This window comes from Psychrobacter sp. WY6, assembly GCF_018448495.1.
GTDB lineage: Bacteria > Pseudomonadota > Gammaproteobacteria > Pseudomonadales > Moraxellaceae > Psychrobacter.
The window spans coordinates 441318-465424 of the sequence record NZ_CP049902.1 but is presented as its reverse complement, the minus strand read 5'-3'; the positions used below and the strand labels follow the sequence as shown (position 1 = coordinate 465424).

The following is a 24107-nucleotide window of genomic DNA, read 5'->3' as shown; positions in this document are numbered from 1 at the left end:
AATAAGCGGGTAGTACCAAAAAAGACAAAACCCCAATCTGTGCGTATGCCAGATTGGGGTTTTTGTTTCTGTCGTTTTAATTAATGCGCTTTAAATCACAAATCTAGAGAACTGTTTTAAAAATTGCCCTTAAGCCTCTAACCATCGAGATTTCGATACGGCTATTTTGGTCTTTAGATTTGCTGTACTTACGCAAGCGTATATAGAGCGTTTTAGTGACGGTAGCGATAACTTTTTGTTGATCATCGACGATATCTGCTTGGTATTCCCGAAATACCGGCTCGCCTTCTTTTGCTAATTCCTGAATCGTGGTGATTTCATTGCTAGGAATTTTTAGGCGTGCAGTGACTTTGCTATTACCAGGCGCAATAAACTCAATATATGAGCTTTTGTCCCAAACGACATAGCTGCTGCCCAATTGGTGCATCAGCATTATCATATAGAATGGGTCCACCATCGAATACAGGCTGCCGCCAAACTGAGTGCCTACGATGTTTTTGTTCAGCGTATTTAGCCCCATACTTACCACACACAAACCTTGATCTAGATTGAGGTGATCGATTCTGATACCAGCGCCTACGTATGGTGCATAAGTGTTGATACGCAGCTTCAGTAGGTGGGGTGTCAATAACGGCATGATACTTTGTTTGGCTCTGCGTTTTAGCGTCTCAAAATTGGTGGGTAGCAAACTCATAAATTCGTCCTATTGCTTCTTTTATATTTTTTAGTGATACCGTTTGAATCAAATTTTTTAGTGTACTTCTATCAAAGAGCAGTCACGAAAGGGCATTTATCATAAGTAAAAAATATCAAAACCGCTAGGCTTAAAGCGTAACTGACATGGATTTTCTATAGTTACTTAAAAGTTATAATAAACTATTTATTATAGCTATCTTTAATATTTAGTTATGTGATAACAAATATCTAGATACAGATAATTATTAAGAAAAAGGTCATTTATTCTAATTTAAAGCCTATATTAAGTGTGTTTTTTCCTCATGGTTTTCTATTAAGTTCAATTTTGTATTAAATGGAAACTTTAATTTATATATTATAATAGTGTATGGACTTTTTTAGTGATTCTAAGTTCGCATTTCGAGTTCTCATGTCATACAATGGCTTGCAATTTTTAATGGACGCTTTAGTCACATTAAATTTCACTATCAAATTATCAGTTAAATAAAGCCTCAGTCGACATAAGGAAATGTGATGAGTAACACTCAGATCCCTTCTTCAGGGTCTAATCAGCAGTCATCAAATCCATCTAATTACGACAGCGAGCCATCAGGTAGCTACCTTGATTTACACAAACCAAGCGCAAGCTTTGACAGTCGTGACGCTTATCTAAATCATGAATTACAAATCATGCAGCCAAAACGCTGGCGTCCCAATTTGCCGTTTCGTGATTATCGCTTTGAGTATGAAGATACTATTCCTGCAATGGCGGCAACGATTGGTAAAGTGGTTATGGTGGGTGCGATTGCTGCAACATTTGCAGGTCCACTTGGTTTGGGCGATGCGTTTGTTTTAGAAAACGTTCGTTATGAGCTATTAATCGTTTCATTCTTTATCATCTTATTTTCAGGATTTCTACTCCCGACAGCCAACCTTGCAGGTACTCACGGCCCCCTTATTCCGCTTATTCCTATCGTTGTTGCTGCTGGTGGTCACCCGATGGCCTTTGGTCTGCTCATCGGTGCCTTCGGCTTGCTATTGGCAATCAGTAAAGGGGGCAGTCTGCTGGCAAACTTGACCAGTAAAGGGGTGCGGTGGCCTCTTGATTTACTTAGGGTTTATCGGTACCACCTCACAGGTCAAAAACCTCTTTGCATGGGCAGAAGGTATTGGCATGTCGCATATTGCCTTTTTCAATTTTGGCCACTATCCTGCTATATGCATTACTTGAGCATTGGCAAAAACGCTGGCTTGCGGTTCCGCTAAGCTGTGTACTAGGTGGCGGACTTGCATTTGCATTGGGTGCACCCTTTGAGTTCAAAACTGCACCAGGCTTACCAAACATGAACCCGATGTATTGGTGGGGTGAAAATACTGGTTGGATGCTAGGATTACCGACGGTTGAAAGCTTCATTGTCGTACTGCCGTTTGCTATTTTGGCCGTTGCTATGTGGTCACCAGATTTTTTAGGCCATCAGGTCTTTCAAAAAATCAGCTATCCTAAACGTACTGAAAAGGTACTCATGGATATCGATGACACAATGACCAGCGCTTCGTTTCGTCAGGTCGTCGGCTCTGTATTGGGCGGTGCTAACTTTGCGTCATCGTGGGGCACCTATATTGTCCCAGCAGCGATTGCCAAACGTCCGATTCCTGCTGGTGCCTTATTGACGGCATTGTTTTGTATTATCGCAGGGGTTTGGGGCTATCCAATGGATTTGGCTATTTGGCAGCCAGTGATGTGTGTGGCCTTAATCGTTGGTGTGTTTATTCCACTGCTTGAAGCTGGTATGGAAATGACTCGTGAAGGTAAAACCACGCAGTCTGCTGCGATTGTGGTGTTTGCTTCAGCGCTTGTAAATCCTGCCTTTGGTTGGTCACTCACGTTGTTGCTTGATAACTTAGGCTTGATTGGCTCGAAAGAACGCAGTGCTAATTTAACTAAAATGAGCCGCTGGATCATACCGGGTATTATGTTTGTGGTATTGACTGGCGTGATGGCTATCGTTGGTATGCTACCGGGTATTCCGGCATTGATGGCTAACTTCCGCCATTAATGGCATCTTGCTTACCTATAAAAGTCAGCATCGGTGCTGGCTTTTTTATGGGTGATGCTATGATAATAATTGGCTTGTAAAACAATGACTCCCGCCCCATAACTAGCAGTATTACAAGACTTTTAAGAGCAAAAAATTCTATGGTCAATGTCTCAGAATCGAGTCCTGTCGATGACAAGAAAGCCCGTCTTAAGCATTTAATCCAGCGCCTACCAAATTTGCCAGGCGTGTATAAGATGCTGGGAAAAAACGGTGATATCTTATATGTCGGTAAAGCCAAGTCACTCAAGAGCCGTGTGAACAGCTACTTTGCTAAAACCATTGACCATCCAAAAACACGGGCGCTAGTGGCACGGATACATAATATTGAAACCATTATTACCCGTAGTGAGACTGAAGCGTTATTGCTCGAGCAAAACTTGATTAAAGAGTATCGTCCGCCTTATAACGTGCTATTGCGTGATGACAAATCTTATCTTTATGTATTTATTTCAGCGGATAAGCCTTACCCGCGATTGGCTTATGGTCGCGGTAAAGGCAATCACCAGAAAGGGCGCTTTTTCGGTCCTTTCCCTCTGCTCATGCCGCCAAAGAGACACTGGTGCTGATGCAGAAAATGTTTCAAATGCGCCAATGTACCAATACCTTTTTTAAGCAACGTAAGCGTCCGTGCCTTGAATATCAGATTAAACGCTGCCGTGCACCCTGCGTGGGCTTGGTATCGCCTGAAGAATATATGGAAGATGTCAATAATACTATTCGTTTCCTAAAAGGCGACTCTAGCGATATTCATAGCGCTTTGATTGAAAAAATGGAAGCTTCTGCTGAAGAATTAGATTTTGAAAAGGCAGTGTTTTATCGCGATCAGCTGTCTATGCTGCGTGAAGTACAAGCTAAGCAAGCTGTTTATACTGTACAAGGTGAGGCGGATGTAATTGCTATCGCTAGTCAGGCAGGCATGACATGCGTCAACGTACTGACCGTACGTGGTGGTCGTGTACTGGGTGGTAAAAACTACTTCCCTGATGTCGATAGCAGCGAGCCACTTGCTGATAATTTATCTGCCTTTATTACTTCATTTTATTTTCAAGTAACGGATGACTTACCATCCGAAATCATGTTGAGTCATGAATTACCGGATCAGGTGGCGGTCAGTGAAGCACTGGCGAGCCATTTTGGCAGTAAAGTCGTGATCAAAACTAATGTACGTGAACACCGTGCCGAATGGTTAGATTTAGCCAAACTCAATACCAATAACGCCCTAAAAACCAAGCTGGGCGACTATTTGGAGTTGCATGCGCGCTTTGGTGCCTTAAAAGATGTCTTAGCGGACGTCACTGATAGAACCATTGATCGCATAGAGTGTTTTGATATCTCCCATACCATGGGCGAGGCGACCATTGGTAGCTGCGTAGTCTTTGACCAAGGTGGCTCGCGTCGCCGTGATTATCGTCAATATGCCATTCATGACATTGTCGGTGGTGATGATTATGCCGCAATGAAACAAGTGCTGACACGGCGCTATAAAAAGCAACCATTGCCTGATTTGTTGCTGATTGATGGGGGTAAAGGTCAGCTTGGCATCGCTAAAGAAGTGCTAACCGAGCTGGGTATTCTTGGTGATACTTTGCTGATTAGCGTGGCAAAAGGCGAAGGACGTAAGGCTGGGCTTGAAGTGCTACATTTTATCGATCATGAGCCACTTGATTTGCCGATGGATAGCAAGGCGCTGCATTTATTGATGCATATTCGCGATGAGGCGCATCGTTTTGCGATTACGGCGCATCGTAAGAAGCGTGATAAGCGCCGTTCATCGTCAGTGTTAGAAGTCATACCGGGGCTGGGTGAAAAGCGCCGCCGTGACCTGCTTAATCACTTTGGCGGACTGCAGCAATTGCTCGGTGCATCGCAGCAGGAATTGGCAGGCGTGCAAGGGATTGGGCCAGTACTTGCAAAAACAGTTTATAAAGTATTGCACGAGTAGGCGTTTACATTCTACCTACCTATCTATCTATCTATCTATCTATCTATCTAAATTTTTAGTAGTAGGGTAAACAGTTTCTAAGGTATTACATAGGTAATGGGTACAGTAACTTTTGTTGTAATAAACTCATTATCCTTAGTACCGGCTTTGAATATCATTTTTCTAGCATCACGTAGAGCACTTCGGTCTAATGACACGACGCCTGATGACTCAGTAACAGAAATGGAACTAATTTGACCAGATTTATCAATCAACATGCTCAGGACAACTTCATATTCCTCACCAGCTTTCAAACGTCTAGCTGCTCTGTGTGGAACTGTGAACTGAGGTTGACGCAATATTTCAGCAGGCTTAATAACAGGCTCTCTTATCGCTAGACTCTGACAGCCCGATAGTAATATGCCAGTAAAGATAAAGGGTAGTAGTTTCATAACCAGCTGACCTAGTCTGCTTTTATTTTATAAGTCACAAATTTAAAATCTAGTGCACTTTTTTCATCATGCATTTGCTCAGACTCTTCTGCCACTTCAAATTCACTTGGCAACTCAGGATAAAAAGCGTCGCCATCCGTAATCTCAGTATCGACGTGGGTCAGCTCAATGCGATCGGTATACATCAACGCATCGCTAAACACCGCTCGCCGCCAATCACCCAAATGGTATCCAGATGCGCACCATGTGCCAGACTTGCTGCTTGCGTTAATGCATCATCTAAATTATGCACCACGTAAGCATTGCTTTTATCGACCAAACCTTTTTGTTCGGCATAATCTAGCTGGGTGCTGATGATGAAGCTCACGCGTTTTGGCAAAGGCTTGCTGCCCATTGATTCAAACGTCTTACGACCCATAATGACGATACCTTGAATCGCACCGTCATTTTGTTTGGTCGTCATGCTTTTAAAATGCTGTAAATCTGCTGAGATATGCCACGGTAGCTCATTATCTTTGCCGATACAGCGGTTGCTACTGATAGCTGCGATTTGGGCAACTTCGGTGTGGGCATAACTCATAACGTATCCTTTTTATTGTCTTTAACATGCTACTTGCATTTGCTGCATTTATTTAAAACTTTCAATCAGACAAAGGCTAGACTGCAACCTTTGCCTTAATCGCAGGATGCGACTCGTAACCATCAACGCTAATGTCTTCGTATTTGAAAGCAAAAATATCTTTCACATCAGGATTAAGCGTCAGCGTTGGTAGCTTATAAAGCTCACGCGTCAACTGTAATTCAACTTGCTCGCGGTGGTTTTGATAAATATGACAATCGCCACCCGTCCAGATAAATTCGCCCACTTCTAATCCGCATACTTGCGCGACCATATGGGTCAGCAAGGCATAACTGGCAATATTAAATGGCACACCTAGGAATAAATCTGCTGAACGCTGATAGAGCTGGCATGACAGTTTATTATCCGCCACAAAGAACTGAAATAGCGTATGACAAGGCGGCAGCGCAACTTGATCTGCTTCACAGGGATTCCAACCAGACACAATCAAACGTCTTGAATTGGGATTGGTTTTTATTTGCTCAATGACTTGGGCGATTTGATCGACACCATCGTTATTGTAGCTCCCATCTTCACGCTGGCTTGCGCCATAATTGCGCCACTGATGACCATAGACAGGGCCTAAATCACCAGCAGGGCGGTTAAAGCGCGCTGTCTGTTCAGCCGTAGACCACTCATTCCAAATACGTACGCCATTGGCTTGTAGATAATCAACATGCGTACTGCCACTTAAAAACCAAAATAGCTCATAGACGATAGATTTAAAGTGGACTTTTTTGGTGGTTAATAATGGAAAACCGTCGGCTAAATTAAAACGTAGCTGCGCGCCAAAGTGGCTCAGCGTACCAGTGCCAGTACGATCGCCTTTTTCAGTGCCTTCAGTGAGGACAAGATGCAGCAAATCTAGATAGGCTTGCTCATTTTTACGCTGCTTGTTGTTACTAATAATGGAGTTGCTCATGGTCATAAGATTGCTCTTCTACGCTATTAAAACGCATAGTTGTATTGTTTTTTAACAGGCTACTGGATGTGAATTAGTGCTTAATAAGCCGACTGCTTACCCCAGTCATAGATACCGCGTTTGTAAGCGTATACCAGCATAATGAAACCAATAATAATCATGGGAGCGCTGAGTATTTGCCCTTTGGTCATCCAACCTAGTAATACAAATCCTTGGTCCGCATCGGGTTGGCGGAAAAACTCAATGATGAAGCGGCTGATGCCATAGCCCAATAAAAATACTGCCGATGCTGCCATACGTGGGCGCGGTTTTGATGAATACCACCATAGGAATAGGAATAATAATAACCCTTCAGCAAGTGCCTCATACAGCTGTGAGGGGTGGCGAGGTAGCAAATACTGCCCATTTACTTCAAGCATTAACTCTTGTAGCTCAGGGTTGGTTTGCAATTGCTGCATATCAGTAGCAGCCGCTTGCGGGAAGTAGGTCAGCCAGTTGTAGCCACCGTTAGAGACACGGCCCCATAGCTCACCATTGATATAATTGCCAATACGACCAAATAATAAGCCTGTTGGCACACAAGGAACGATAAAATCTAGCACCTGAAACGGGGTCTTTTTATACTTACGGGCAAAATATAACATGCCCAGTAAGACACCAATCATGCCGCCATGGAAAGACATACCGCCTTCCCAGACTTTGAAAAGGTAAGCGGGGTTTTGTAAAAATTCACCGAATTGATAAAACAATACATAGCCGACACGACCGCCCAAAATGACGCCAAGTGCGCCAAAAAACACCAAGTCGGACACCATGTCAGTGTTCCAATTGTCACGTTTGGTGCTGCGATACCAAGCCAGACCAAAGGCGGCGGCAAATGCTAATAAATACATTAGGCCATACCAGTGCACTTCTACTGGACCCAAAGACAGCGCTACAGGATCGTACTGAGGATGTATCATCATAAGGGCATCATAATTTGGTAATAGAATGCTGCTCATAATAGCAAAAATAGCCAGTGAGGCATACCAAATTACGGTGAGGCTCATCTCATGGTAACAACTTATCTGCTACGGGTAACATCTAGAAAGAAAGCCAGAAAACCGCTAAGATATAAAAAAGCTGCTGAAAATAAATGCCATCATAAATATTGCATCATTATATTTAATGAAGCGTTAGATACTGCGCGCTTGCGCTAATGCACCGTATTAATGGATTAACCGTATTTTTAAGGAATGATTATGCAAGCTAAGTTATCAAAAGTAGCAATATTACCTAAATTTTTACCCTCTAAAAACAGTTGACGCCACTGGGTTTATTTGGCTTAGCGGCTTTAGCTTTGACTCCTGCTCAGGCAGCGAACAGTAGTATTGAGCAAGTGACCATTTATCAGGGCTTAGCTAGTGTGACTCGTGCGTTACCAATCAATGGTAGCGGTGAGCAGACACTGGTTTTTTCTTGTCTGTCCCCTTATATCGATAAACAGTGTGAGCGTACAAGCAGCAAATGGCATCAATATTGGTGAAGTCAGTATCGAGACTTTAAGCGATGAGCAAGCAGCACAGTGTCAGTATCAAGGTGAGGCGAGAGTGCAAACACAGCAAGATAATTTGGCAGTTATTAATGCTGAGTTAGAAGCGGCACGCTTAGCTAAAGCTTACTTGCAGAATTTAACCAAGGTCACGCAAATCAGTACAGATGGCACGCTTGCCAATAATGCGCGCGATCTGGAAACCCAAGCGGTCAGTATCAATAAACGGATACTAGAAATTCAGCAGCGCCAAGCCCGTGCGCAAGATGCGCTCAACCAACTAATGGCAGGCAGCGCGACTTCCACTCAAAATAGTGTGACTCAAGTGAGTGTACGTACTGCCAGTCGAGTACCAAGCAGTGTGAAACTGCACTATCAAGTACGCGGCGCGGGTTGGGAGCCAACGTATCAAGCAAGGCTGAATACTGAAACCAAGCAATTAAATATCATTGCCTCTGCGGTTATTGCCCAGCAGACAGGAGAAAACTGGCTCAATGTCCCTTTGACGCTAAGCTCTGTCAATCCCAATCAAAACACGACCAGCCAATTGCCACGAGTTGAGCGTTTTTCTTTATATGAAGAAGATAGAGAAAACCGGACTATATCTGTACCACCTATGGCGGAAAACATGCCTGTTGTGGTATCTGCAAGAGACAGCTATGGCGGTGCCTCGACACCTAACATGGCGCCGCTGCCAAGCTTTACCGTTAGCAGTCAGAATAAAAACGGCATTACCGAATACCGCTTGCCGCAGCGTATTAGTATTCCAAGCGATGGCAGGCGCGTACGGACGGTCATTGATGAGCAGTCGGGCAGCAGCAAGCTATGGATTCGTAGTACGCCGAGTGTGGAGGCAGCTGGCTATTGGTATGCATCTGCACCGTTCTTGACACCAGCTTGGGTAGATGGTTCGCTACAGCTATACCGTGATGATAATTATGTCGGGCAGGCGCGCTATAGTTATCAAGCGCTCAAAGAGCAAGGTATCGGTTTTGGTATTGACCCTAATACTATCGTAAAGCAGATAGCTGATGAAGATAAGCAGGGTGATAAAGGCGCTTTCAATCGCACGCAAACCTTAACTAAAACACAAGCGTATCAATTTACCAATCAGCACAACCGACCTATGCATTTACAAGTATTAGGCAGTGAGCCAATTAGCCGCGACGACAGTCTTAAAGTAACCATCACTCATACACCGCCAGTGACTGAGCGTGACTGGAACAATAAAGGCATGGTTTGCGTGGGAGTTCGATTTACAAAGTAAACAATCAAAAGTCATACAGTCGACCTCTCAGATTAGTTATCCTGCTAGCAAAAACTTATCAGTGAACTAATTTGTCAGTGAACTAAGTCCAAACTTAAATCAAGCTTGGCTGTTTGCTAAGCATATTTTTAGTAAAATTAGGAGTCTTATGTGTATTGTCGCCATTGCTTGGCAACTGTTTGATGAGCTTGCCTTGGTGCTATTGTCCAATCGCGATGAGTTTTTGCAGCGTCCGACAGAGCTGCTCATCAATGGGAAATAAGCCTATTTTTGCAGGACGTGATGTACAAAGTGGCGGTACTTGGCTGGGTATTCATCAACAGACCCATCAAGCCAATCATCAATACAGTCATCAAGCGCCTCAAGAATATTATCAGCAAAACGGACGTTGGGCTGCGGTATTAAATTTTCGCGATGGCGTGCAGGCAAGCTCTGATGAGTGCTCACGCGGGGCGCTAGTCACGGATTTCTTAACCAGTGATATAAGCCCGATGGAGTTTGCACGGCAGATTAGTTTGCAAAACTATGCTGGGTTCAATCTCATTATTGGTGATATGACACAAGCCGTTATTGTCAATAATCGTGGTCATGCTCCTATGCCACTATATGCAGGACTGCATGTCATCTCCAATGGTCAGCCTGAGGACAGCTGGTTTAAAACTGAAAAGCTGCGAGGCAGGCTGCGCCAAGAAGTATTGCCACTAATCGCTGAGAATAGCGAACCTGAGTACTGGCAAGAAGCTGCCTTTGCGGTATTGTCTGACAATACGCAAGCGCCAGTGGATAAGCTGCCGGAGACTGGAGTGGCTGTTGAGATTGAGCAGATTCTGTCTTCTATTTATATAGAGCCTGTCACTTTTAATCATACGCAAAATAATTTGCCAACTTATGCGACACGTACCCAAAGCATTTTAACCCTGAAATGTCATTCTCAGTTGGCAGCTTCCGCAGTGGATGATATTGCTAGATTAGTAAGCCGAGAGTGTCAGCATGACAGTTATAAAGAATGTCGACATGATAGTCATAAGTAGCCTATAGATTTTTCATCTATTAGCTTTTTCATCTACTCTTAATGAGGCTCACGTACAATTTTCATGAGAAGTTTGATACTACAGTTTTAATATCGAACAAGAGAAAATCACCAATCCCTTTATTAAAGAATGGATTTCACTTTAAATTACTAAGTATATGGCGTAAGATAAATATAGATGTAACTAAAGTTTATACCAGTTGAGTAAATGTTTATAAAACAAGGAGTGTGAAATGAGCATGATGAAGTCACTGATATTTATTGAACCAGGTAAAATTGAAATTGTAGATAAAAAAATCCCTGATGTAGGCCCTAATGATGCCTTGATAAAAATTACCACCACGACCATTTGTGGTACTGATATCCATATCTTTAAAGGTGAGTATGCCGTTGCAAAAGGCTTAACCATTGGTCACGAGCCAGTAGGTATCATTGAAAAGCTTGGTAGCGCAGTCATGGGCTATGAAGAAGGGCAGCGAGTCGTTGCTGGCGCCATTTGCCCAACGTTTACCTCCTATGCCAGTCAAGATGGTTTCCCGTCACAAGACGGTGGCTATCTTGATGCAGATGGTCGATGTTCTTGTCACGGTTATAAAGCCACAGGCGGCTGGCGTTTTGGTAATCACATTGACGGTACGCAAGCAGAGTATGTGCTAGTGCCAGATGCGCAGGCCAATCTATGTCCAGTGCCAGATGGACTGACGGATGAGCAAGTGCTGATGTGCCCTGACATTATGTCGACAGGCTTCAAAGGCGCAGAAAACGCCAATATTCAGATTGGTGATGTGGTTGCTATATTTGCACAAGGCCCTATCGGTTTATGCGCTACTGCTGGAGCAAGGATTAAAGGCGCGTCACTGATTATCGCTGTCGATGGCAATAATGAACGTTTGGCCATGGCAAAGAAACTGGGAGCAGATATTACTCTAAACTTCACAGAAGTTGACGTGGTGGATGAGATCATGAAAATCACTGGTGGTCGTGGGGTGGATAGCAGTATCGAGGCGTTAGGTTTACAGTCTACGTTTGAGCAATGTCTCAAAATATTAAAACCAGGCGGTACACTCTCAAGTTTGGGTGTGTATTCTGAAGATTTAGTCATTCCAATGGCTCATTTCGCCTCTGGTCTTGGTGATCATACGATAAGAACGGCTCTCTGCCCAGGAGGTAAAGAGCGTATGCGCCGATTGATGAATGTCATCGAGTCGGGTCGAGTAGATTTATCAGAGATGGTGACGCATACCTACGCCTTGGATGATATTGTAGAGGCCTATGACTTGTTCATGCATCAGCGTGACGGCGTACTAAAAATTGCTATCAAGCCATAATTATTCCGCAAGATATAATCGCTATATAATAGAAGAGCCTGCATCTAAAGGATACAGGCTCTTCTATTACGTGTTACTTTTAATCAAAATGTCAGTTCATCCTATCAACAAGTGATTGTCTTGTTCAGGAATAATCAGCTCTTGCCTTAGAGGTAGCTCAGGCACTAGCTCTTGCAAGGCACGGCGATAAACGCCTCGTTTAAAATGAATCACTTGTCCAAGTGGATACCAGTAACTGACCCATTGCCAATGATCAAATTCTGGTTTGCCCTCATCAAAGCGGATATGTTGAGTGTTCGTCTCATCTAAGCGTAGCAAAAACCATTTCTGTTTTTGCCCAATACATAAAGGGTGCTGTCCATGCCGCACATAGCGTTTTGGCAGACGATAACGCAACCAATCTTGCGTCACTGCCAATAAGTCTACATGACGCGGATGCAGGCCGACCTCTTCCCAGAGCTCGCGATACATCGCATCCATCGGCGTCTCCCCACGGTCGATACCGCCTTGTGGGAACTGCCAAGCGTTGTGACCAATACGTTTTGCCCACAGAACCTGCCCTTGTGTATTTGCCAAGATGATGCCGACATTGGCGCGAAAGCCGTCTGCATCTATCATGATTAAACCTTTTTAATTTATTTAAAATAGCTTATTTTGAGCTAGAACCGTGACAGCAATCATAATTATTATAAGGTGATGGTTGTCGATATTAGGTCAAAATAAGATTCATTACCGTTATTAAACCAAGAAACAAGCAAAATGTGTAACAGTATTTTGCTATAAAATGTTTCACGAGCTTAACTGTTTAAAATCAACCAGTTATAATTAAACTTTTGTAATGTTTTTTGGGGAATCTTACTGCAAAGATAGGTTCGAACTATAAGAGGGTAGGTTTGAATAATAAACAGTAGGCGGTGTATGAATGTGAATTCACTGCTAAGAAAATTTTAGTAAAAAGGTTTAATTAAAAATAAGGCTGCAAAAGACAAATAGGTGAGCCATTCATAATGATAATGATTTTGGATGATAAGGGCTCGATAAAATGTGCCATTGGCTTATGCTACACTAGCCAAGTAAAACATATTGCCAGAAAATAAAAATCGGGCAACGAGCTAATTAAAATAAGGAATGGTCAAGATGTCAGAGTCAAAAGCAAGTGTAACGTGGCAAGAAAACAAAGCATTTATGGGCGTGTCACCATCAGGGCATAATGTACAGATCGATGCCGATAAAGAAAAAGGCGCAAGTCCGATGGAGCTGATTCTATTGGGGCTTGGTGGTTGTGCTAGCTATGATGTGGTAGCGATTTTACAAAAATCGCGCCAAGAGGTGACAGACGTACGTTGTGAGCTTACCGCTCAGCGTGCTGAAACTGTACCAGCTGTCTATACTGACATTCACATGCATTTTGTGGTGACAGGTCAAGATGTCAAAGAAAGCCAAGTAGAGAAGGCCATAAAACTGTCCGCAGAAAAATACTGCTCAGCCAGTAGAATGTTGGTACAAGGTGGGGTGAACGTCACCCATGATTTCGAAGTGATTGCAGGGTAGGGGCAAGTACTAATGAATGCACTTCTGGAATTAGTCTCTGATACCGCAGCGTCCGCCATTTGGGCGATGGTCATAGCAAGTTTACTACCGCTTGCCATGGCATTGACAGCGAAAGCTATTGGCGGCTTTAATTTGGCTGACAATGCCCATCCACGTGATTTTTTACAAGGTACGACGGGCGCGGCCGCACGTGCTAACGCTGCCCAGCAAAACAGCTATGAAACTTTGCCAATATTTTTGGCGGCTGTTTTAACGGCGATGTTATTCTTTGTACCACAATCGATTATCAATATACTGGCTTGGTTGTACGTGCTGATTCGTATCGGTTTTTGCGTGGCTTATATTACTAATTTGGCGACGTTTCGCTCCATACTTTGGGTGTTATCGATTGCCTGTTGTTTGATGCTATTCTATTTAGCGATTAGAGTGAGTATTTAATATTAGTCGTTAGACAGCTTAGTTTTAAAACAGATTGGCTTTAAGATAAAAGCAGCTATTATTGGCGCACACTGGCTTGCAGTGCACTAATGATAGCTGCTTTATTTTTTTCTCTTTTAATACTGTCCCATAAAACTTTTGCTTCGCTATAGCCTTTGATGAGCATTGCTAACCACTGCTTGTAACGACCAACCAAGATAACTTCAGTTTTAGCCTGACCTTCCAAAAATCTTATCTGATGGGTGACCATCGCTTCCCACGACAACGTTGCCGCACTTAGCAGGGCATCATCTGAACCGCAATCAACACGAGCAACCAAATCTGGACGGGTAACCGCGCCGCGACCTAACATCAAATGTTTTGTACCAGCTTGCGTCATACAGTTTTGCGCGTGCTCTGCATTCCATATTTCACCGTTGGCAATGACTGGAATATCTAGCGTGTTAAAGCTCTGGATTTTGTCCCAATAGGCTGGTGGTTTATAGCCTTGGGTTTTGGTTCGTGCGTGAATGGTTAGCCAATCAGCACCACTGTCGCTAATCGCAGCTTTGATATCATCCATGCGGCTGGTATCGGTATAACCTAAACGAATTTTAGCTGAGACTGGAATATGAACGGGAACAGCTTGCCGCACCGCGCTGATAATCTGATACAGGGTTTCGGGTTCATCCAATAATACCGAGCCACCACGGTGGCTATTGACCGTCTTGGCAGGGCAACCAAAGTTGATATCAATCACCGGCGCACCAAGCTCAGCAGCATAAGCAGCATTTTCTGCCATAAGTTGCGCTTCACTACCGAGCAACTGGACATGAATAGGCGTGCCAGAGGCAGTTTTAGCATCATGACGCAGTTCTGGAACGTACTTATAAAATACATGCGCTGGCAATACGTGCTGAGTCACACGGATAAATTCGCTAACCGACCAATCATAAGGGCGACCCAAGTCCGATGCAATTTGCGTGAGGATTTGCCGCATTAATGGGTCGGTCAAACCTTCCATTGGAGCGAGCAGGCGGACGGGATTGGCGAATAACTGACGGATGGTATTTTGACGTATTTGAAGTTGCTGATTAGTATTCATTGCTTGTGGTTCACTGCTAAAGAATCATGATAAATAATAGGAGAGTATGATAACTTATCTATGTTGGATTGTATTGTTGTCAATAAGCTATGAGAGGCTGTATTAAAAATTATACTGAGAAAACCTCCGAACAGTTTCCAACATGATTAAAGCCTTATAACCGTAATAAAATGAGTATAATTTATTCTTAGATTTTAACGCCAAAATATTTTTCGGGACACTACCACTTATTAAAGGATCTTATGAGGATGGGGAAAAAACTTTATAAATATATGGGAGCAGAAATTCTCAATATGGCTTTTGCAAAAAATGGTTTCTGTAGCTTAAAATGCTCTTACCCCAGAGATTATAATGATCCTTATGAACTTTTTTTAACAATCAGTTTTCATCAAACCCCTGATGTACTTGCTTTTTACAAAGAAGTAGTCAATGAGATAGGTCAGTATCCTACAACTTGCTTTTCAAAATCTCCTATTGTGACACCAATGTGGGCACATTATGCTAACAATGGAACAGGTTTTGTAATAGAGATTGATGAAGATAAGCTATCTAATCATATAGATCATAAAGGCTTAGATGATGTCGCGTATCAAGATGAAGCAAGGTCAGAAATAGAAAGTAGTCTTCAAATGGCTTATCAGATAGGAAAGCCGAGGCATCTTATGTTTCTAAGACAAGCTGCGTATTATGCTGCTTATTTCACGAAGAGCTCATGTTGGAATTATGAACTAGAAAGAAGATTGATAGTTTGACAGTGATATTGAAAATATATATGGAAACATGATTTTGTATATACCATTAGACTGTATCAGTAAAATAATTGCAGGTCCGAGAATAAAGCCTAATTTTTTACAGCAGGGTATCGAATTATCAAAAAAGTATAATATTCCTTTTATGCAAGTAAATGTAGGGAAAACAACATCAACGCCTTATTTGACAAACGATAGTTCTGAAACATATATTATGATGGAAATGAAATTGTAAAAGCGCCGTTCTGTTGCAGCTCATGCAAAGAACCGATGATAGACGATGATAATGAAGTATGCTCATGGTGTTTAATTACAGAGGAGCATGAGCGTTATGCATCTGTAAATGCTCTCAGTATGCTAAAGCGTGCGGGTATTTTAGGCGATTACGTACAGGCATTTAACCAAGTTGGGAAATAGTTGTTATATGATAACGTCCAACTAGATGATCTTTAGAATAAACATCTAGTTGAACGATAACGGATAGTATTGATCGAATTCAAGACCCAAAAATGACCTTCTTACCTGTCTGCAAACCTGATATCAAGTCTTTAATATTATGGATGTCCAAATTGCTCTGGGCACGTGTGCAAGCGACGTAGAGTAAACGCAACTCTTCAGGGCTTATCTTTACCGCATTGGTCGTCACATCATAATAGAAATCATCGTCCAGCTGTACCTTTCCCCATTCGAGCCCTTTCGCCTTATGGGCAGTGGAGATAACATAGTCAGCATTTTCGATACTGGTGAGACTATTGACCGCTTGGCTCAGGACATTGGTGCCATGATCATCGACCAATTTCACCAGTGTTTTTAGATCACTGCCTTCATTGGTTTCAGAATACTCTTGTACATCGCCCCAATTATAAAAATATGCCAGTTCAGGTACACCGTACGCCGATTTACCATTCTTTAAATTTTCGGCTGCCTGACAAAATTTAAGCATACGATCGGTATCGGCTTGTAGCGCCACGCGGTGTCCCAATTTTAATCCAGTTAATAATTGCGACATTGCGGCGGCATTAGTGCGGCAAAGGATGGCATCTTTTTTACTATGTACCATACCCTTATCAGTAGAAGATTGCTTATTAGGATTGCCTTTTAATGGGACGTCTTCTTGCAATGCTTTGAGCAAAGTATTGGCAATCTCAGCAATTGGTTCGCCAAAACGAAATGACTGGGTCAATAAGGTTTGTGGTAAGGGTAGTTTTTTCATCGCATTGACTGCGCCGCGCCATTCATAAATCTGCTGATGAGCGTCACCCACATAAATCACTTGCCGTGGCTGCTGGGTCAAAATTCCCATCATCAAGGGATCGGCATTTGGGCTTCATCAAACAAAATAAAATCAGCGGGAATACTAGGCTTCGATAATGCCCACAATTTAAGATAAATATCATGCCCGATACCAGCAGGATGGCGTGCATCAATTGACTGTAACCAGCGCTGCTCAACAGCAGGGTAGAGCATTTCACGCAGCTGCTCGGCATCAGAATCATCGAGCCAGCTGGGAAACAATATATGTCTAGGGGCAGGATAACTGGCATGGGTACTACAAAAATTGCTGACAGCATCACTGACGAATCGCGATAGTCGGGCTGGGGTGAGAGTAATATATTTGTTTATACCATCCATTTGCCGACGTACTTGGACGGGCTGCAAACCCAATCATCACCCAAACGCTTGGGTGAAAAACGCGGCAACGACAGCTTAGCAGTGATATCGCGGGCGACATGCCGATAAGCAAGCGAATGAAAGGTGCGACATTCCACATGCGGTGGAAACTTTGAGCGAGCATCATTGGCAATCGTCTTGTTAAAAGCTAAATATAAGCCACGTCCACGCAAACGCTCACCAATCAGTTTTAAGGTCGTCGTCTTACCAGCACCCGCATAAGCCACCACTTTAAATGACTTGTGATCCATCGCCATGTTGAGCGCGCTCAGCTGCTCATCAGTGGGATCGCTCATATAAGCTGGCATAGATGCAGACATAAAAAATTACCTAAAAGAGTAAAACGGATCAAAAATGACGGGGGTAAAAAAAGCCACTGCATAGACAATGGCTGACTCATCATGTGCACTTGCAAAATGCTTGCAAGCGCATATGACAATAATACAAAAACTCATAGAAAATAAAGGTAGAAATAAGCAGGTTATAGTAACAGATTAACGCGTTGGCTGTTTTTGGAATAAGTACCTGACAAGTGATGTTATTCTTTACTTAACCCTGTATCGCTTGCTAAGGCAGGACTGTGTTCTTCTTTAATTAATACTTTTGCTAAAAATAATCCTAGCTCAAACAACAACCACATCGGAATGGCGAGCATCAACATCGACACCCCATCAGGCGGTGTAACAACCGCAGCAACGGCGAAACAGCCGACAATAATATAACGGCGTTTATCTTCTAGGCTCTGAATGGAGACGACGCCCGTCAATATCAATAGCAAGGTGACGACTGGAATCTCAAAGGTTAAACCAAAGACCATAAAGAGTTTGAGTGCAAAACTTAAATAACTGTCGATGTCGGTCATCGGCAACACGTTCTGCGGCGCGAACATAATAAAGAATTTGAGAACTCCTTTGAGTACAATAAAATAAGAGAAAGCCACCCCGCATAAAATAAAAATATAGAGGACATCAAAACGGGAATGGCGATTTTTTTCTCTTTTTTATATAAACCGGGTGCGACAAACGACCAGATTTGATAAAATGTAGGGCATTGCAAAGAATGCAGCGACAAAAACAGTCAGGCGTATCGGTGCCATAAAGTTGGAAGTGATATCCGTCGCGATCATCGTTGCGTTGACAGGCAACTGGGCAACCAATGGGTTGGACAAAAAATCATAAAGCTCGCGTGAAAATCCGACCAATGCTAAAAATATTACCAGTACCGCGACGCATATCTTTATGAGATGTCTACGCAGCTCAATCAAATGCTCGGTAATCGGCATATCGCCAAGTGAGCTTAAGATATCGCCAGAGTCTTCAGTATTGCTATCGACATTACCATCAATGGTAGCTGTTGAGGTCTCGATATCTGAATCCGCGACTTTTTCTTGACGGCTTTTTTTACGTTTAAATAAGCCCACTAATGACTCTCCTGCTCATTAACAGAAGCCTGTTTAGGTAAAGGACTGTCTATATGGCTGTTTAGTAAGATATCGGCTTTATAATTTGGTAAGTAGGGCGGTTGCGGCAAACGACGCGCTTTATCATAAGCACCAAGACGAAACCACATATTTTCCCACGGTCTAGTTGTAATGGTTTGAGACACTGGATTGGCGTTATCACTACAGTCAGTTTTTAGACTGTCGTTATCGCCTTGTGCCGATGACTGCTCAGAGCTTTCCGGTTTCTCAGCCTGTTATTACTGTCATAGGCGTAGTCAAACGCTTTTGGCTGCACTGGTCGATTATCATCATTCTCACTACTGGCTTGACTACTTTGTCTAGGCGTATTGTCATCGCCTGAATCACGCGATGCTTTTAAATGCTGGTTTTGCGAGGATTCAAACTCTTGCATACTGCCGCGCATCTCCGCCATCTCACGCCTCATATCTGCTTCAGTCTGGCGAATTTTGGCCAACTCTTTTTGCATAAGCTGGCGGGTCTCTGCCAAATCAAGCTCAGCTTCGATTTCAGATTGCAGGGTGGATACCGTGCGGCGAATTTTGGCATACCACTGCCCAGCGGTACGCGCTGCCTGTGGCAGTTTTTCTGGGCCCAAGACGATTAGGGCGATAACACCAAAGAGGAGTAGTTCAGAAAAGCCGATATCAAACATAATGTTCCGATGTCACTGTCTAAAAGGTCACTGTCTAGAGGCTATACATTATGCGTGTCATCAACCTTGGTGGTTGTTGGGCGCTCTTCAGTGTGTGCATTGCCATCATGATCGAGCACCACATGCTTTTTAGCATGCTCAGTATTTTCGTCTTTGACCGCTTCTTTGAAGCCTTTGACTGCGCCGCCCAAATCTTTGCCAGCATTTCTAAGCTTCGAGGTGCCAAATACGACCACCACTACCACCAATAAAATCAGCCAATGCGTAATAGAAAAACTACCCATAAATGTATCCTTGTGTCTTGATTTTCAGTCTTTGTATGCCTACTTTGGGTGTATCGAATATCGTTATACTCAATAAACAGCCTCGACATACAATGCGAAGTAAAACAGAGCTATATTATAACCTGCACTTGTGACAAAAAGGTGAAATCAACAATAATCAAACAGGGCAATGGTCAAGCTTATAGAAACTATCGCGCCGCCTTTTCATCGATACCTGATAGACCAAAACGTCGACCTAGCTCATTTAATACTGCATCCGACTCAATATCGAACCACGCCAGTCCAACCAAGGTATGAAACCAGACATCGGCCACCTCATAGATGAGCTCGTGACGAGCGTCATCATATTGCGCTTTATTGCTATTTTCGTCGCAATTGGCAAAATCTTTGGCGGCAATGATACTTTCAGTACTCTCTTCGCCAACTTTTTCTAGAATTTTATTTAAACCCTTTGCGTATAAGCTTGCCACGTACGAGCTATCAGCATCTGCTTGTTTACGCTCTGCCAATACACCGTCAAGCTGCTGCAAAATAGAGCGATTGGTAGTGTCGTTGTCATGGTGACTGTGATTGGCATCTGAAGGGATTACATCGTGAGCCTGCGTCTCGTTAGTTTTAGGAGTGGCTTTTCCTGCATCGCTTGAATGATAAATATCAGCAGGGTCTTTTAATACCTTATCGACGGTTTGCCATTCAGGCGTTTGACCCGACAAATCTAAACGCTGATAGAAGCAAGACTCGCGACCAGTATGGCAAGCGATACCGCCAGCCTGAGTGACACTAAGGACAATCACGTCTGCATCACAGTCCAAGCGAATATCATGTACGGTCTGAGTATGACCCGATGACTCGCCCTTATGCCACAATTTTGCACGTGAGCGTGAAAAATAAACCGCTGTCTGCGTTTGCGCGGTTAACTGTAGTGCTTCGGCATTCATCCAAGCCATCATCAAAATACGCCCAGACTTATGATCTTGAGCAATTGCAGGAATCAAACCATCATTAAATTTTATGGCAGCCAGCCAAGCAGGTAAAGTCATAATATATCTGTCTTCTTATTTATATAGAAATCAAAGGGGAATAAGTGAATCGTAACGGATTCTATTTATGGTCTGAATAAAAAAGCGGTTGGTGTTAGGGCATGTCCTCAATATCAAATCCTGTAGAGATGTGGGTACAGCGCTTTCATAATTTTATCAAGCGCAATCGACTTATTGAGGCGAAAGTCATAATTGACAAAATGCTGCCGCGCCTTGGCTACTGTTTCTCCATTATGCATACGGGTGATTTTTATCACTATAGTGCCACCCTTATCGTATAACGGCTCAACGCCTACTTCAAATAATAGCTCTTCACGCGCCCGTATGCGACTGACAATACTTAGCTGTAACTCATCGATAATTAAACCGTGATAATCTGCATCGATCTCTTTAATACCTTTAGAGTAAAAAAATCTCTGCCGCGCCTCACATAGCAATGCCGTCAATGATTCGAGCGTCAGGTACTGAGCCATATCAAGCTCAATATGACGCACACGCATCACTGTTTCAAAGACAAATATGTCGTTATCAAAGTCTAATTCTTGTTTTGACACGTTATCTCCTAGATTGATTGCAGGCTATGAGTGCTGCTAATCATGGTGTAGGTTGGTAGCGTCATCATCGTACGATAGGCGCTCGATAAGTGTGATAAATAACTTTGTATTATTAACGCTCAGCTTATACTAAGGTTCAGTCTCTACTTAAGCACAGCTTAAGCTGACATTCAATCTATTTGGCGGTAAATCCGCAGTTTTATGAGTGTTTTGACTAAAATCTTTATAAATGGGCTCATACTCATTATCCACTGTCATACCTACTAAGGCGTGTTCTCATTTTAAAAATAATGATAAGAATGATATAAATTGCCGTCAAACAAAGAAAGTAGCGCAAATAATATCGAGAAATGAACCAGCTGTTTAACGTAGCTTGGCAGAATTTAACCGTTTTTAGTCCATTTATTTGCTTTCGTTCAGATTGAGGACACGCCCTAGGCGAGGCGTAAAAGTTTCCTTGGCAAAACAGTGCATTATCTGCTAAAATACCGCCTCCCACCTCGAGGCAAACAGAGGTTTAGTGGGTGTTTTTACAGCCACTATTCGTTATTAACTATTTGACGACCAGGTTCTATCAAAGACAAAGAGGCAAATCATCATGAAAGTTAAGATGAAAACCAGAAGCGGTGCAGCTAAACGCTTCAAAAAAACAGCGAACGGCTTCAAGCGTAAGCAAGCAAACAAAAGCCATATCTTGACCAAGAAATCAGCTAAGCGTATTCGCCAGTTGCGCGGTCTAAAGATGGTGGACAAGTCTGACGAAGCAGCAGTTCGTCGCATGTGCCCATACATCTAGTAGGCTATCGTCATTTATCTTTAATTAAGCGCTGTTTAATTTATGGCGACTGGATTAAAAATATCTGACTTTGCAATCTGATAGCGATGTCTACTATTCGATGACATCGTGATTCGTTTAATAATGATTAAAGAAATCTTGGAGTAATTTATGGCCCGTGTAAAACGTGGTGTACAGGCGAATCGTCGTCACAAAAAAATCCTAAAACGCGCAAAAGGCTACTACGGTGCCCGTTCACGTGTTTACCGCGTAGCGGTACAAGCAGTGACCAAAGCTGGTCAATATGCTTATCGTGACCGTCGCAACAAAAAACGTACCTTCCGTCGTCTTTGGATTGCACGTATCAATGCTGGTGCACGCTTAAACGGCTTAAGCTACAGCCGCTTTATCAATGGCATGAAATTGGCTAACATCACTGTCGATCGTCGCGTACTTGCTGACATCGCTATGCATGATGCAGCGACTTTCACAGCGTTGGTCGAAAAAGCAAAAGCGGCATTAGCATAAATATTAACCTTCCTTTAGGGTTGCTGCTTGTTTAGTCAGAATTTACAAGTAGTTATCTATATGGATAGGGATAATATTGATTAATAGTATGATATTAATAAAAGCTACCGCTGGTCGGTGGCTTTTTTTATATCACATTATCTTAATACTTCATGTCACAGCCTTGTTTTAGCACCAACGCTAAATATGCTTTTTTGAGATAGCTTTTATCATCGTCTAAATATTCAAGCCATTCATATCACTGGTATTATTTTTGAATGACTGGGTAAATGGTTTGCAATATTTGGTCAAATCCCTACAATTACCAATCACTATTATTAATAGTCCGTTTAAATCAGGAAGAATGCATCTTATGACTACCCCTGCTGCTACCACCGATTTGTCGGCGCTACCGACCTTGTCCACAGAGCTAAGCGAGCTTAATGAAGCTCAGCTAAATGAGTTGGCCAGTACCGCTGAAGCCTTGGTTCTACAAGTAACCGATGTGCGTGCGTTGCAAGATTTGCGTGTGCAATTGACCGGCAAAAAGAGCCCATTAACTGGCTGGTCAAAGCAGATGGGTAAACTCAGCAGCGACGATAAAAAAACCTACGGCGGCTGGTTACATCAAGTTCGTAGCCGTATTCAAGATGCGTTGACAGCGCAGCAGCAGCAGTTAGAAGTGGCTGCACTAAATGCCAAGCTTGCAAGCGAAAGTATTGATATCACCTTGCCTGCTCGCGGTGGTCAAAAAGGTCATTTGCATCCAGTGACCATGATTACCCAGCGTATGCAGCAGTATTTTATACAAGCGGGTTTTAACGTTGCTACTGGTCCTGAAGTCGAAAGCGATTACTATAACTTTGAAGCGCTCAATATTCCGTCGCATCATCCAGCACGCGCGATGCACGATACCTTCTATTTTGATGCGCATTATCTACTGCGTACGCATACCAGCCCCGTGCAGATTCGCACCATGGAAAAGAATGAACCGCCTATTCGTATTATTTGCCCAGGTCGCGTTTATCGCAATGACTCGGATCAAACGCATTCGCCGATGTTCCATCAGCTAGAAGGTTTAATGGTCACTGAGTCGAGCACTTTTGCTGAGCTAAAGGGTCTGATTAGTGAGTTCTTGGAAGCATTTTTTGCCAAAGAGCTGACTGTACGTTTCCGTCCGTCATTTTTCCCCTTTACCGAGCCGTCAGCTGAAGTGGATATTCTCGATGACAATGGTAAATGGCTTGAGGTTATGGGCTGCGGTATGGTACACCCACAAGTACTGACCAACTGCGGTATTGATGCCGAAAAATATACTGGCTTTGCTTTTGGAATGGGGATTGAGCGCTTCGCGATGTTATATTACGGCATCGATGATTTGCGTTTATTTTCCAAAATGACGTACGCTTTTTAAAGCAGTTTGGCTAGATTTTATTATTTAATAATACCTCTACCTTTACTCCAAAACCTTTATTATAAAATTCTGATCTGAGATA

At 43.0% G+C, this 24107-nt stretch carries 17 protein-coding genes and 8 pseudogenes; 12 read left to right on the top strand and 13 right to left on the bottom strand.

Annotation, left to right across the window (positions count from 1 at the left end):
- Positions 1 to 103 precede the first annotated feature (103 nt).
- Complete coding sequence (locus G7Y90_RS02265) at positions 104 to 694, bottom strand: DUF4442 domain-containing protein (protein WP_250163272.1); 591 nt, start codon at positions 692 to 694, stop codon at positions 104 to 106.
- A 515-nt stretch (positions 695 to 1209) separates the two neighbouring features.
- Here G7Y90_RS02265 and G7Y90_RS18340 point away from each other — a divergent pair.
- Both G7Y90_RS18340 and uvrC read left to right on the top strand, forming a co-directional pair.
- A pseudogene (locus G7Y90_RS18340) lies at positions 1210 to 2732 on the top strand (DUF3360 family protein).
- Between the two features lie 140 nt (positions 2733 to 2872).
- Positions 2873 to 4716, top strand: a pseudogene (gene uvrC, locus G7Y90_RS02255) (excinuclease ABC subunit UvrC).
- A gap of 77 nt (positions 4717 to 4793) precedes the next feature.
- Here uvrC and G7Y90_RS02250 read toward each other — a convergent pair.
- From G7Y90_RS02250 to lgt, 4 genes and pseudogenes are all read right to left on the bottom strand, one after another.
- Positions 4794 to 5147 (bottom strand): energy transducer TonB, encoded by a 354-nt coding sequence (locus G7Y90_RS02250; protein WP_250163271.1) that lies wholly within the window; start codon positions 5145 to 5147, stop codon positions 4794 to 4796.
- A gap of 11 nt (positions 5148 to 5158) precedes the next feature.
- Positions 5159 to 5727, bottom strand: a pseudogene (locus G7Y90_RS02245) (dihydrofolate reductase).
- A gap of 76 nt (positions 5728 to 5803) precedes the next feature.
- Entirely contained in the window at positions 5804 to 6694 is an 891-nt protein-coding gene (locus tag G7Y90_RS02240) for a thymidylate synthase (RefSeq protein ID WP_250163270.1), read from the bottom strand.
- 74 nt (positions 6695 to 6768) lie between these two features.
- A complete protein-coding gene (gene lgt, locus G7Y90_RS02235; protein WP_087813630.1) occupies positions 6769 to 7653 on the bottom strand; it encodes a prolipoprotein diacylglyceryl transferase in 885 nt (294 codons plus the stop codon).
- A 374-nt stretch (positions 7654 to 8027) separates the two neighbouring features.
- On the opposite strand from lgt, the gene G7Y90_RS02230 reads away from it, so the two are divergent.
- From G7Y90_RS02230 to G7Y90_RS02215, 4 genes and pseudogenes are all read left to right on the top strand, one after another.
- On the top strand, positions 8028 to 8213 hold the full coding sequence (locus G7Y90_RS02230) for a hypothetical protein (RefSeq protein ID WP_250163269.1): 186 nt from the start codon (positions 8028 to 8030) through the stop codon (positions 8211 to 8213).
- Complete coding sequence (locus tag G7Y90_RS02225) at positions 8176 to 9486, top strand: DUF4139 domain-containing protein (protein WP_250163268.1); 1311 nt, start codon at positions 8176 to 8178, stop codon at positions 9484 to 9486. Before G7Y90_RS02230 ends, G7Y90_RS02225 begins: the two co-directional genes overlap by 38 nt.
- Before the next feature lie 148 nt (positions 9487 to 9634).
- Positions 9635 to 10517: pseudogene (locus G7Y90_RS02220) on the top strand (NRDE family protein).
- Between the two features lie 232 nt (positions 10518 to 10749).
- Entirely contained in the window at positions 10750 to 11844 is a 1095-nt protein-coding gene (locus tag G7Y90_RS02215) for an NAD(P)-dependent alcohol dehydrogenase (RefSeq protein WP_250163267.1), read from the top strand.
- Between the two features lie 96 nt (positions 11845 to 11940).
- On the opposite strand, the gene G7Y90_RS02210 is transcribed toward G7Y90_RS02215, so the two are convergent.
- The gene (locus tag G7Y90_RS02210; protein ID WP_045452438.1) at positions 11941 to 12462 is read right to left on the bottom strand and encodes an RNA pyrophosphohydrolase; all 522 of its coding nucleotides are present in this window, start codon (positions 12460 to 12462) and stop codon (positions 11941 to 11943) included.
- Between the two features lie 519 nt (positions 12463 to 12981).
- Here G7Y90_RS02210 and G7Y90_RS02205 point away from each other — a divergent pair.
- Both G7Y90_RS02205 and G7Y90_RS02200 read left to right on the top strand, forming a co-directional pair.
- Positions 12982 to 13395 (top strand): OsmC family protein, encoded by a 414-nt coding sequence (locus tag G7Y90_RS02205; protein WP_055125345.1) that lies wholly within the window; start codon positions 12982 to 12984, stop codon positions 13393 to 13395.
- A gap of 12 nt (positions 13396 to 13407) precedes the next feature.
- A complete protein-coding gene (locus G7Y90_RS02200; RefSeq protein WP_055125344.1) occupies positions 13408 to 13833 on the top strand; it encodes an MAPEG family protein in 426 nt (141 codons plus the stop codon).
- Between the two features lie 58 nt (positions 13834 to 13891).
- On the opposite strand, the gene G7Y90_RS02195 is transcribed toward G7Y90_RS02200, so the two are convergent.
- Positions 13892 to 14917 (bottom strand): tRNA dihydrouridine synthase, encoded by a 1026-nt coding sequence (locus G7Y90_RS02195; RefSeq protein WP_250163266.1) that lies wholly within the window; start codon positions 14915 to 14917, stop codon positions 13892 to 13894.
- Between the two features lie 248 nt (positions 14918 to 15165).
- Between G7Y90_RS02195 and G7Y90_RS02190 the strand changes: the two genes are divergently transcribed.
- Positions 15166 to 15669 carry a DUF2971 domain-containing protein gene (locus G7Y90_RS02190; RefSeq protein WP_250163265.1) on the top strand — a complete coding sequence of 168 codons (504 nt, stop codon included), beginning with the start codon at positions 15166 to 15168 and terminating at the stop codon, positions 15667 to 15669.
- Positions 15670 to 16162: 493 nt separating this feature from the next.
- Here the strand turns inward: G7Y90_RS02190 and G7Y90_RS02185 are convergent.
- The 6 genes and pseudogenes from G7Y90_RS02185 to G7Y90_RS02155 form a co-directional block, all read right to left on the bottom strand.
- Positions 16163 to 17657: pseudogene (locus G7Y90_RS02185) on the bottom strand (UvrD-helicase domain-containing protein).
- 218 nt (positions 17658 to 17875) lie between these two features.
- Positions 17876 to 18619, bottom strand: a pseudogene (tatC, locus tag G7Y90_RS02180) (twin-arginine translocase subunit TatC).
- Between the two features lie 137 nt (positions 18620 to 18756).
- Positions 18757 to 19451 (bottom strand): annotated as a pseudogene (gene tatB, locus G7Y90_RS02170) (Sec-independent protein translocase protein TatB).
- 41 nt (positions 19452 to 19492) lie between these two features.
- The gene (gene tatA, locus G7Y90_RS02165) at positions 19493 to 19735 is read right to left on the bottom strand and encodes a Sec-independent protein translocase subunit TatA (RefSeq protein ID WP_045445916.1); all 243 of its coding nucleotides are present in this window, start codon (positions 19733 to 19735) and stop codon (positions 19493 to 19495) included.
- A 188-nt stretch (positions 19736 to 19923) separates the two neighbouring features.
- Positions 19924 to 20775 carry a bifunctional phosphoribosyl-AMP cyclohydrolase/phosphoribosyl-ATP diphosphatase HisIE gene (gene hisIE / locus G7Y90_RS02160; RefSeq protein WP_250163262.1) on the bottom strand — a complete coding sequence of 284 codons (852 nt, stop codon included), beginning with the start codon at positions 20773 to 20775 and terminating at the stop codon, positions 19924 to 19926.
- Between the two features lie 113 nt (positions 20776 to 20888).
- Positions 20889 to 21329 carry an acyl-CoA thioesterase family protein gene (locus G7Y90_RS02155; RefSeq protein WP_250163261.1) on the bottom strand — a complete coding sequence of 147 codons (441 nt, stop codon included), beginning with the start codon at positions 21327 to 21329 and terminating at the stop codon, positions 20889 to 20891.
- Between the two features lie 598 nt (positions 21330 to 21927).
- Between G7Y90_RS02155 and rpmI the strand changes: the two genes are divergently transcribed.
- From rpmI to pheS, 3 genes and pseudogenes are all read left to right on the top strand, one after another.
- Positions 21928 to 22125: a 50S ribosomal protein L35 gene (gene rpmI / locus G7Y90_RS02150; RefSeq protein ID WP_010197866.1), complete on the top strand. Its 198-nt coding sequence runs from the start codon at positions 21928 to 21930 to the stop codon at positions 22123 to 22125.
- 150 nt (positions 22126 to 22275) lie between these two features.
- Positions 22276 to 22632: a 50S ribosomal protein L20 gene (gene rplT, locus G7Y90_RS02145; RefSeq protein ID WP_025651520.1), complete on the top strand. Its 357-nt coding sequence runs from the start codon at positions 22276 to 22278 to the stop codon at positions 22630 to 22632.
- A gap of 352 nt (positions 22633 to 22984) precedes the next feature.
- Positions 22985 to 24039 (top strand): annotated as a pseudogene (gene pheS / locus G7Y90_RS02140) (phenylalanine--tRNA ligase subunit alpha).
- Positions 24040 to 24107 lie beyond the last annotated feature (68 nt).

Excerpts from the sequence above, each read along its gene's own strand:
- G7Y90_RS02200 (WP_055125344.1), top strand. The coding sequence starts at position 13,408 with ATGAATGCACTTCTGGAATTAGTCTCTGATACCGCAGCGTCCGCCATT.
- G7Y90_RS02215 (WP_250163267.1), top strand. The coding sequence starts at position 10,750 with ATGAGCATGATGAAGTCACTGATATTTATTGAACCAGGTAAAATTGAA.
- G7Y90_RS02210 (WP_045452438.1), bottom strand. The coding sequence starts at position 12,462 with ATGATAGATGCAGACGGCTTTCGCGCCAATGTCGGCATCATCTTGGCA.
- G7Y90_RS02250 (WP_250163271.1), bottom strand. The coding sequence starts at position 5,147 with ATGAAACTACTACCCTTTATCTTTACTGGCATATTACTATCGGGCTGT.
- G7Y90_RS02265 (WP_250163272.1), bottom strand. The coding sequence starts at position 694 with ATGAGTTTGCTACCCACCAATTTTGAGACGCTAAAACGCAGAGCCAAA.
- tatA (WP_045445916.1), bottom strand. The coding sequence starts at position 19,735 with ATGGGTAGTTTTTCTATTACGCATTGGCTGATTTTATTGGTGGTAGTG.
- hisIE (WP_250163262.1), bottom strand. The coding sequence starts at position 20,775 with ATGACTTTACCTGCTTGGCTGGCTGCCATAAAATTTAATGATGGTTTG.
- lgt (WP_087813630.1), bottom strand. The coding sequence starts at position 7,653 with ATGATGATACATCCTCAGTACGATCCTGTAGCGCTGTCTTTGGGTCCA.
- rpmI (WP_010197866.1), top strand. The coding sequence starts at position 21,928 with ATGAAAGTTAAGATGAAAACCAGAAGCGGTGCAGCTAAACGCTTCAAA.
- G7Y90_RS02205 (WP_055125345.1), top strand. The coding sequence starts at position 12,982 with ATGTCAGAGTCAAAAGCAAGTGTAACGTGGCAAGAAAACAAAGCATTT.
- rplT (WP_025651520.1), top strand. The coding sequence starts at position 22,276 with ATGGCCCGTGTAAAACGTGGTGTACAGGCGAATCGTCGTCACAAAAAA.
- G7Y90_RS02190 (WP_250163265.1), top strand. The coding sequence starts at position 15,166 with ATGGGGAAAAAACTTTATAAATATATGGGAGCAGAAATTCTCAATATG.
- G7Y90_RS02195 (WP_250163266.1), bottom strand. The coding sequence starts at position 14,917 with ATGAATACTAATCAGCAACTTCAAATACGTCAAAATACCATCCGTCAG.
- G7Y90_RS02240 (WP_250163270.1), bottom strand. The coding sequence starts at position 6,694 with ATGACCATGAGCAACTCCATTATTAGTAACAACAAGCAGCGTAAAAAT.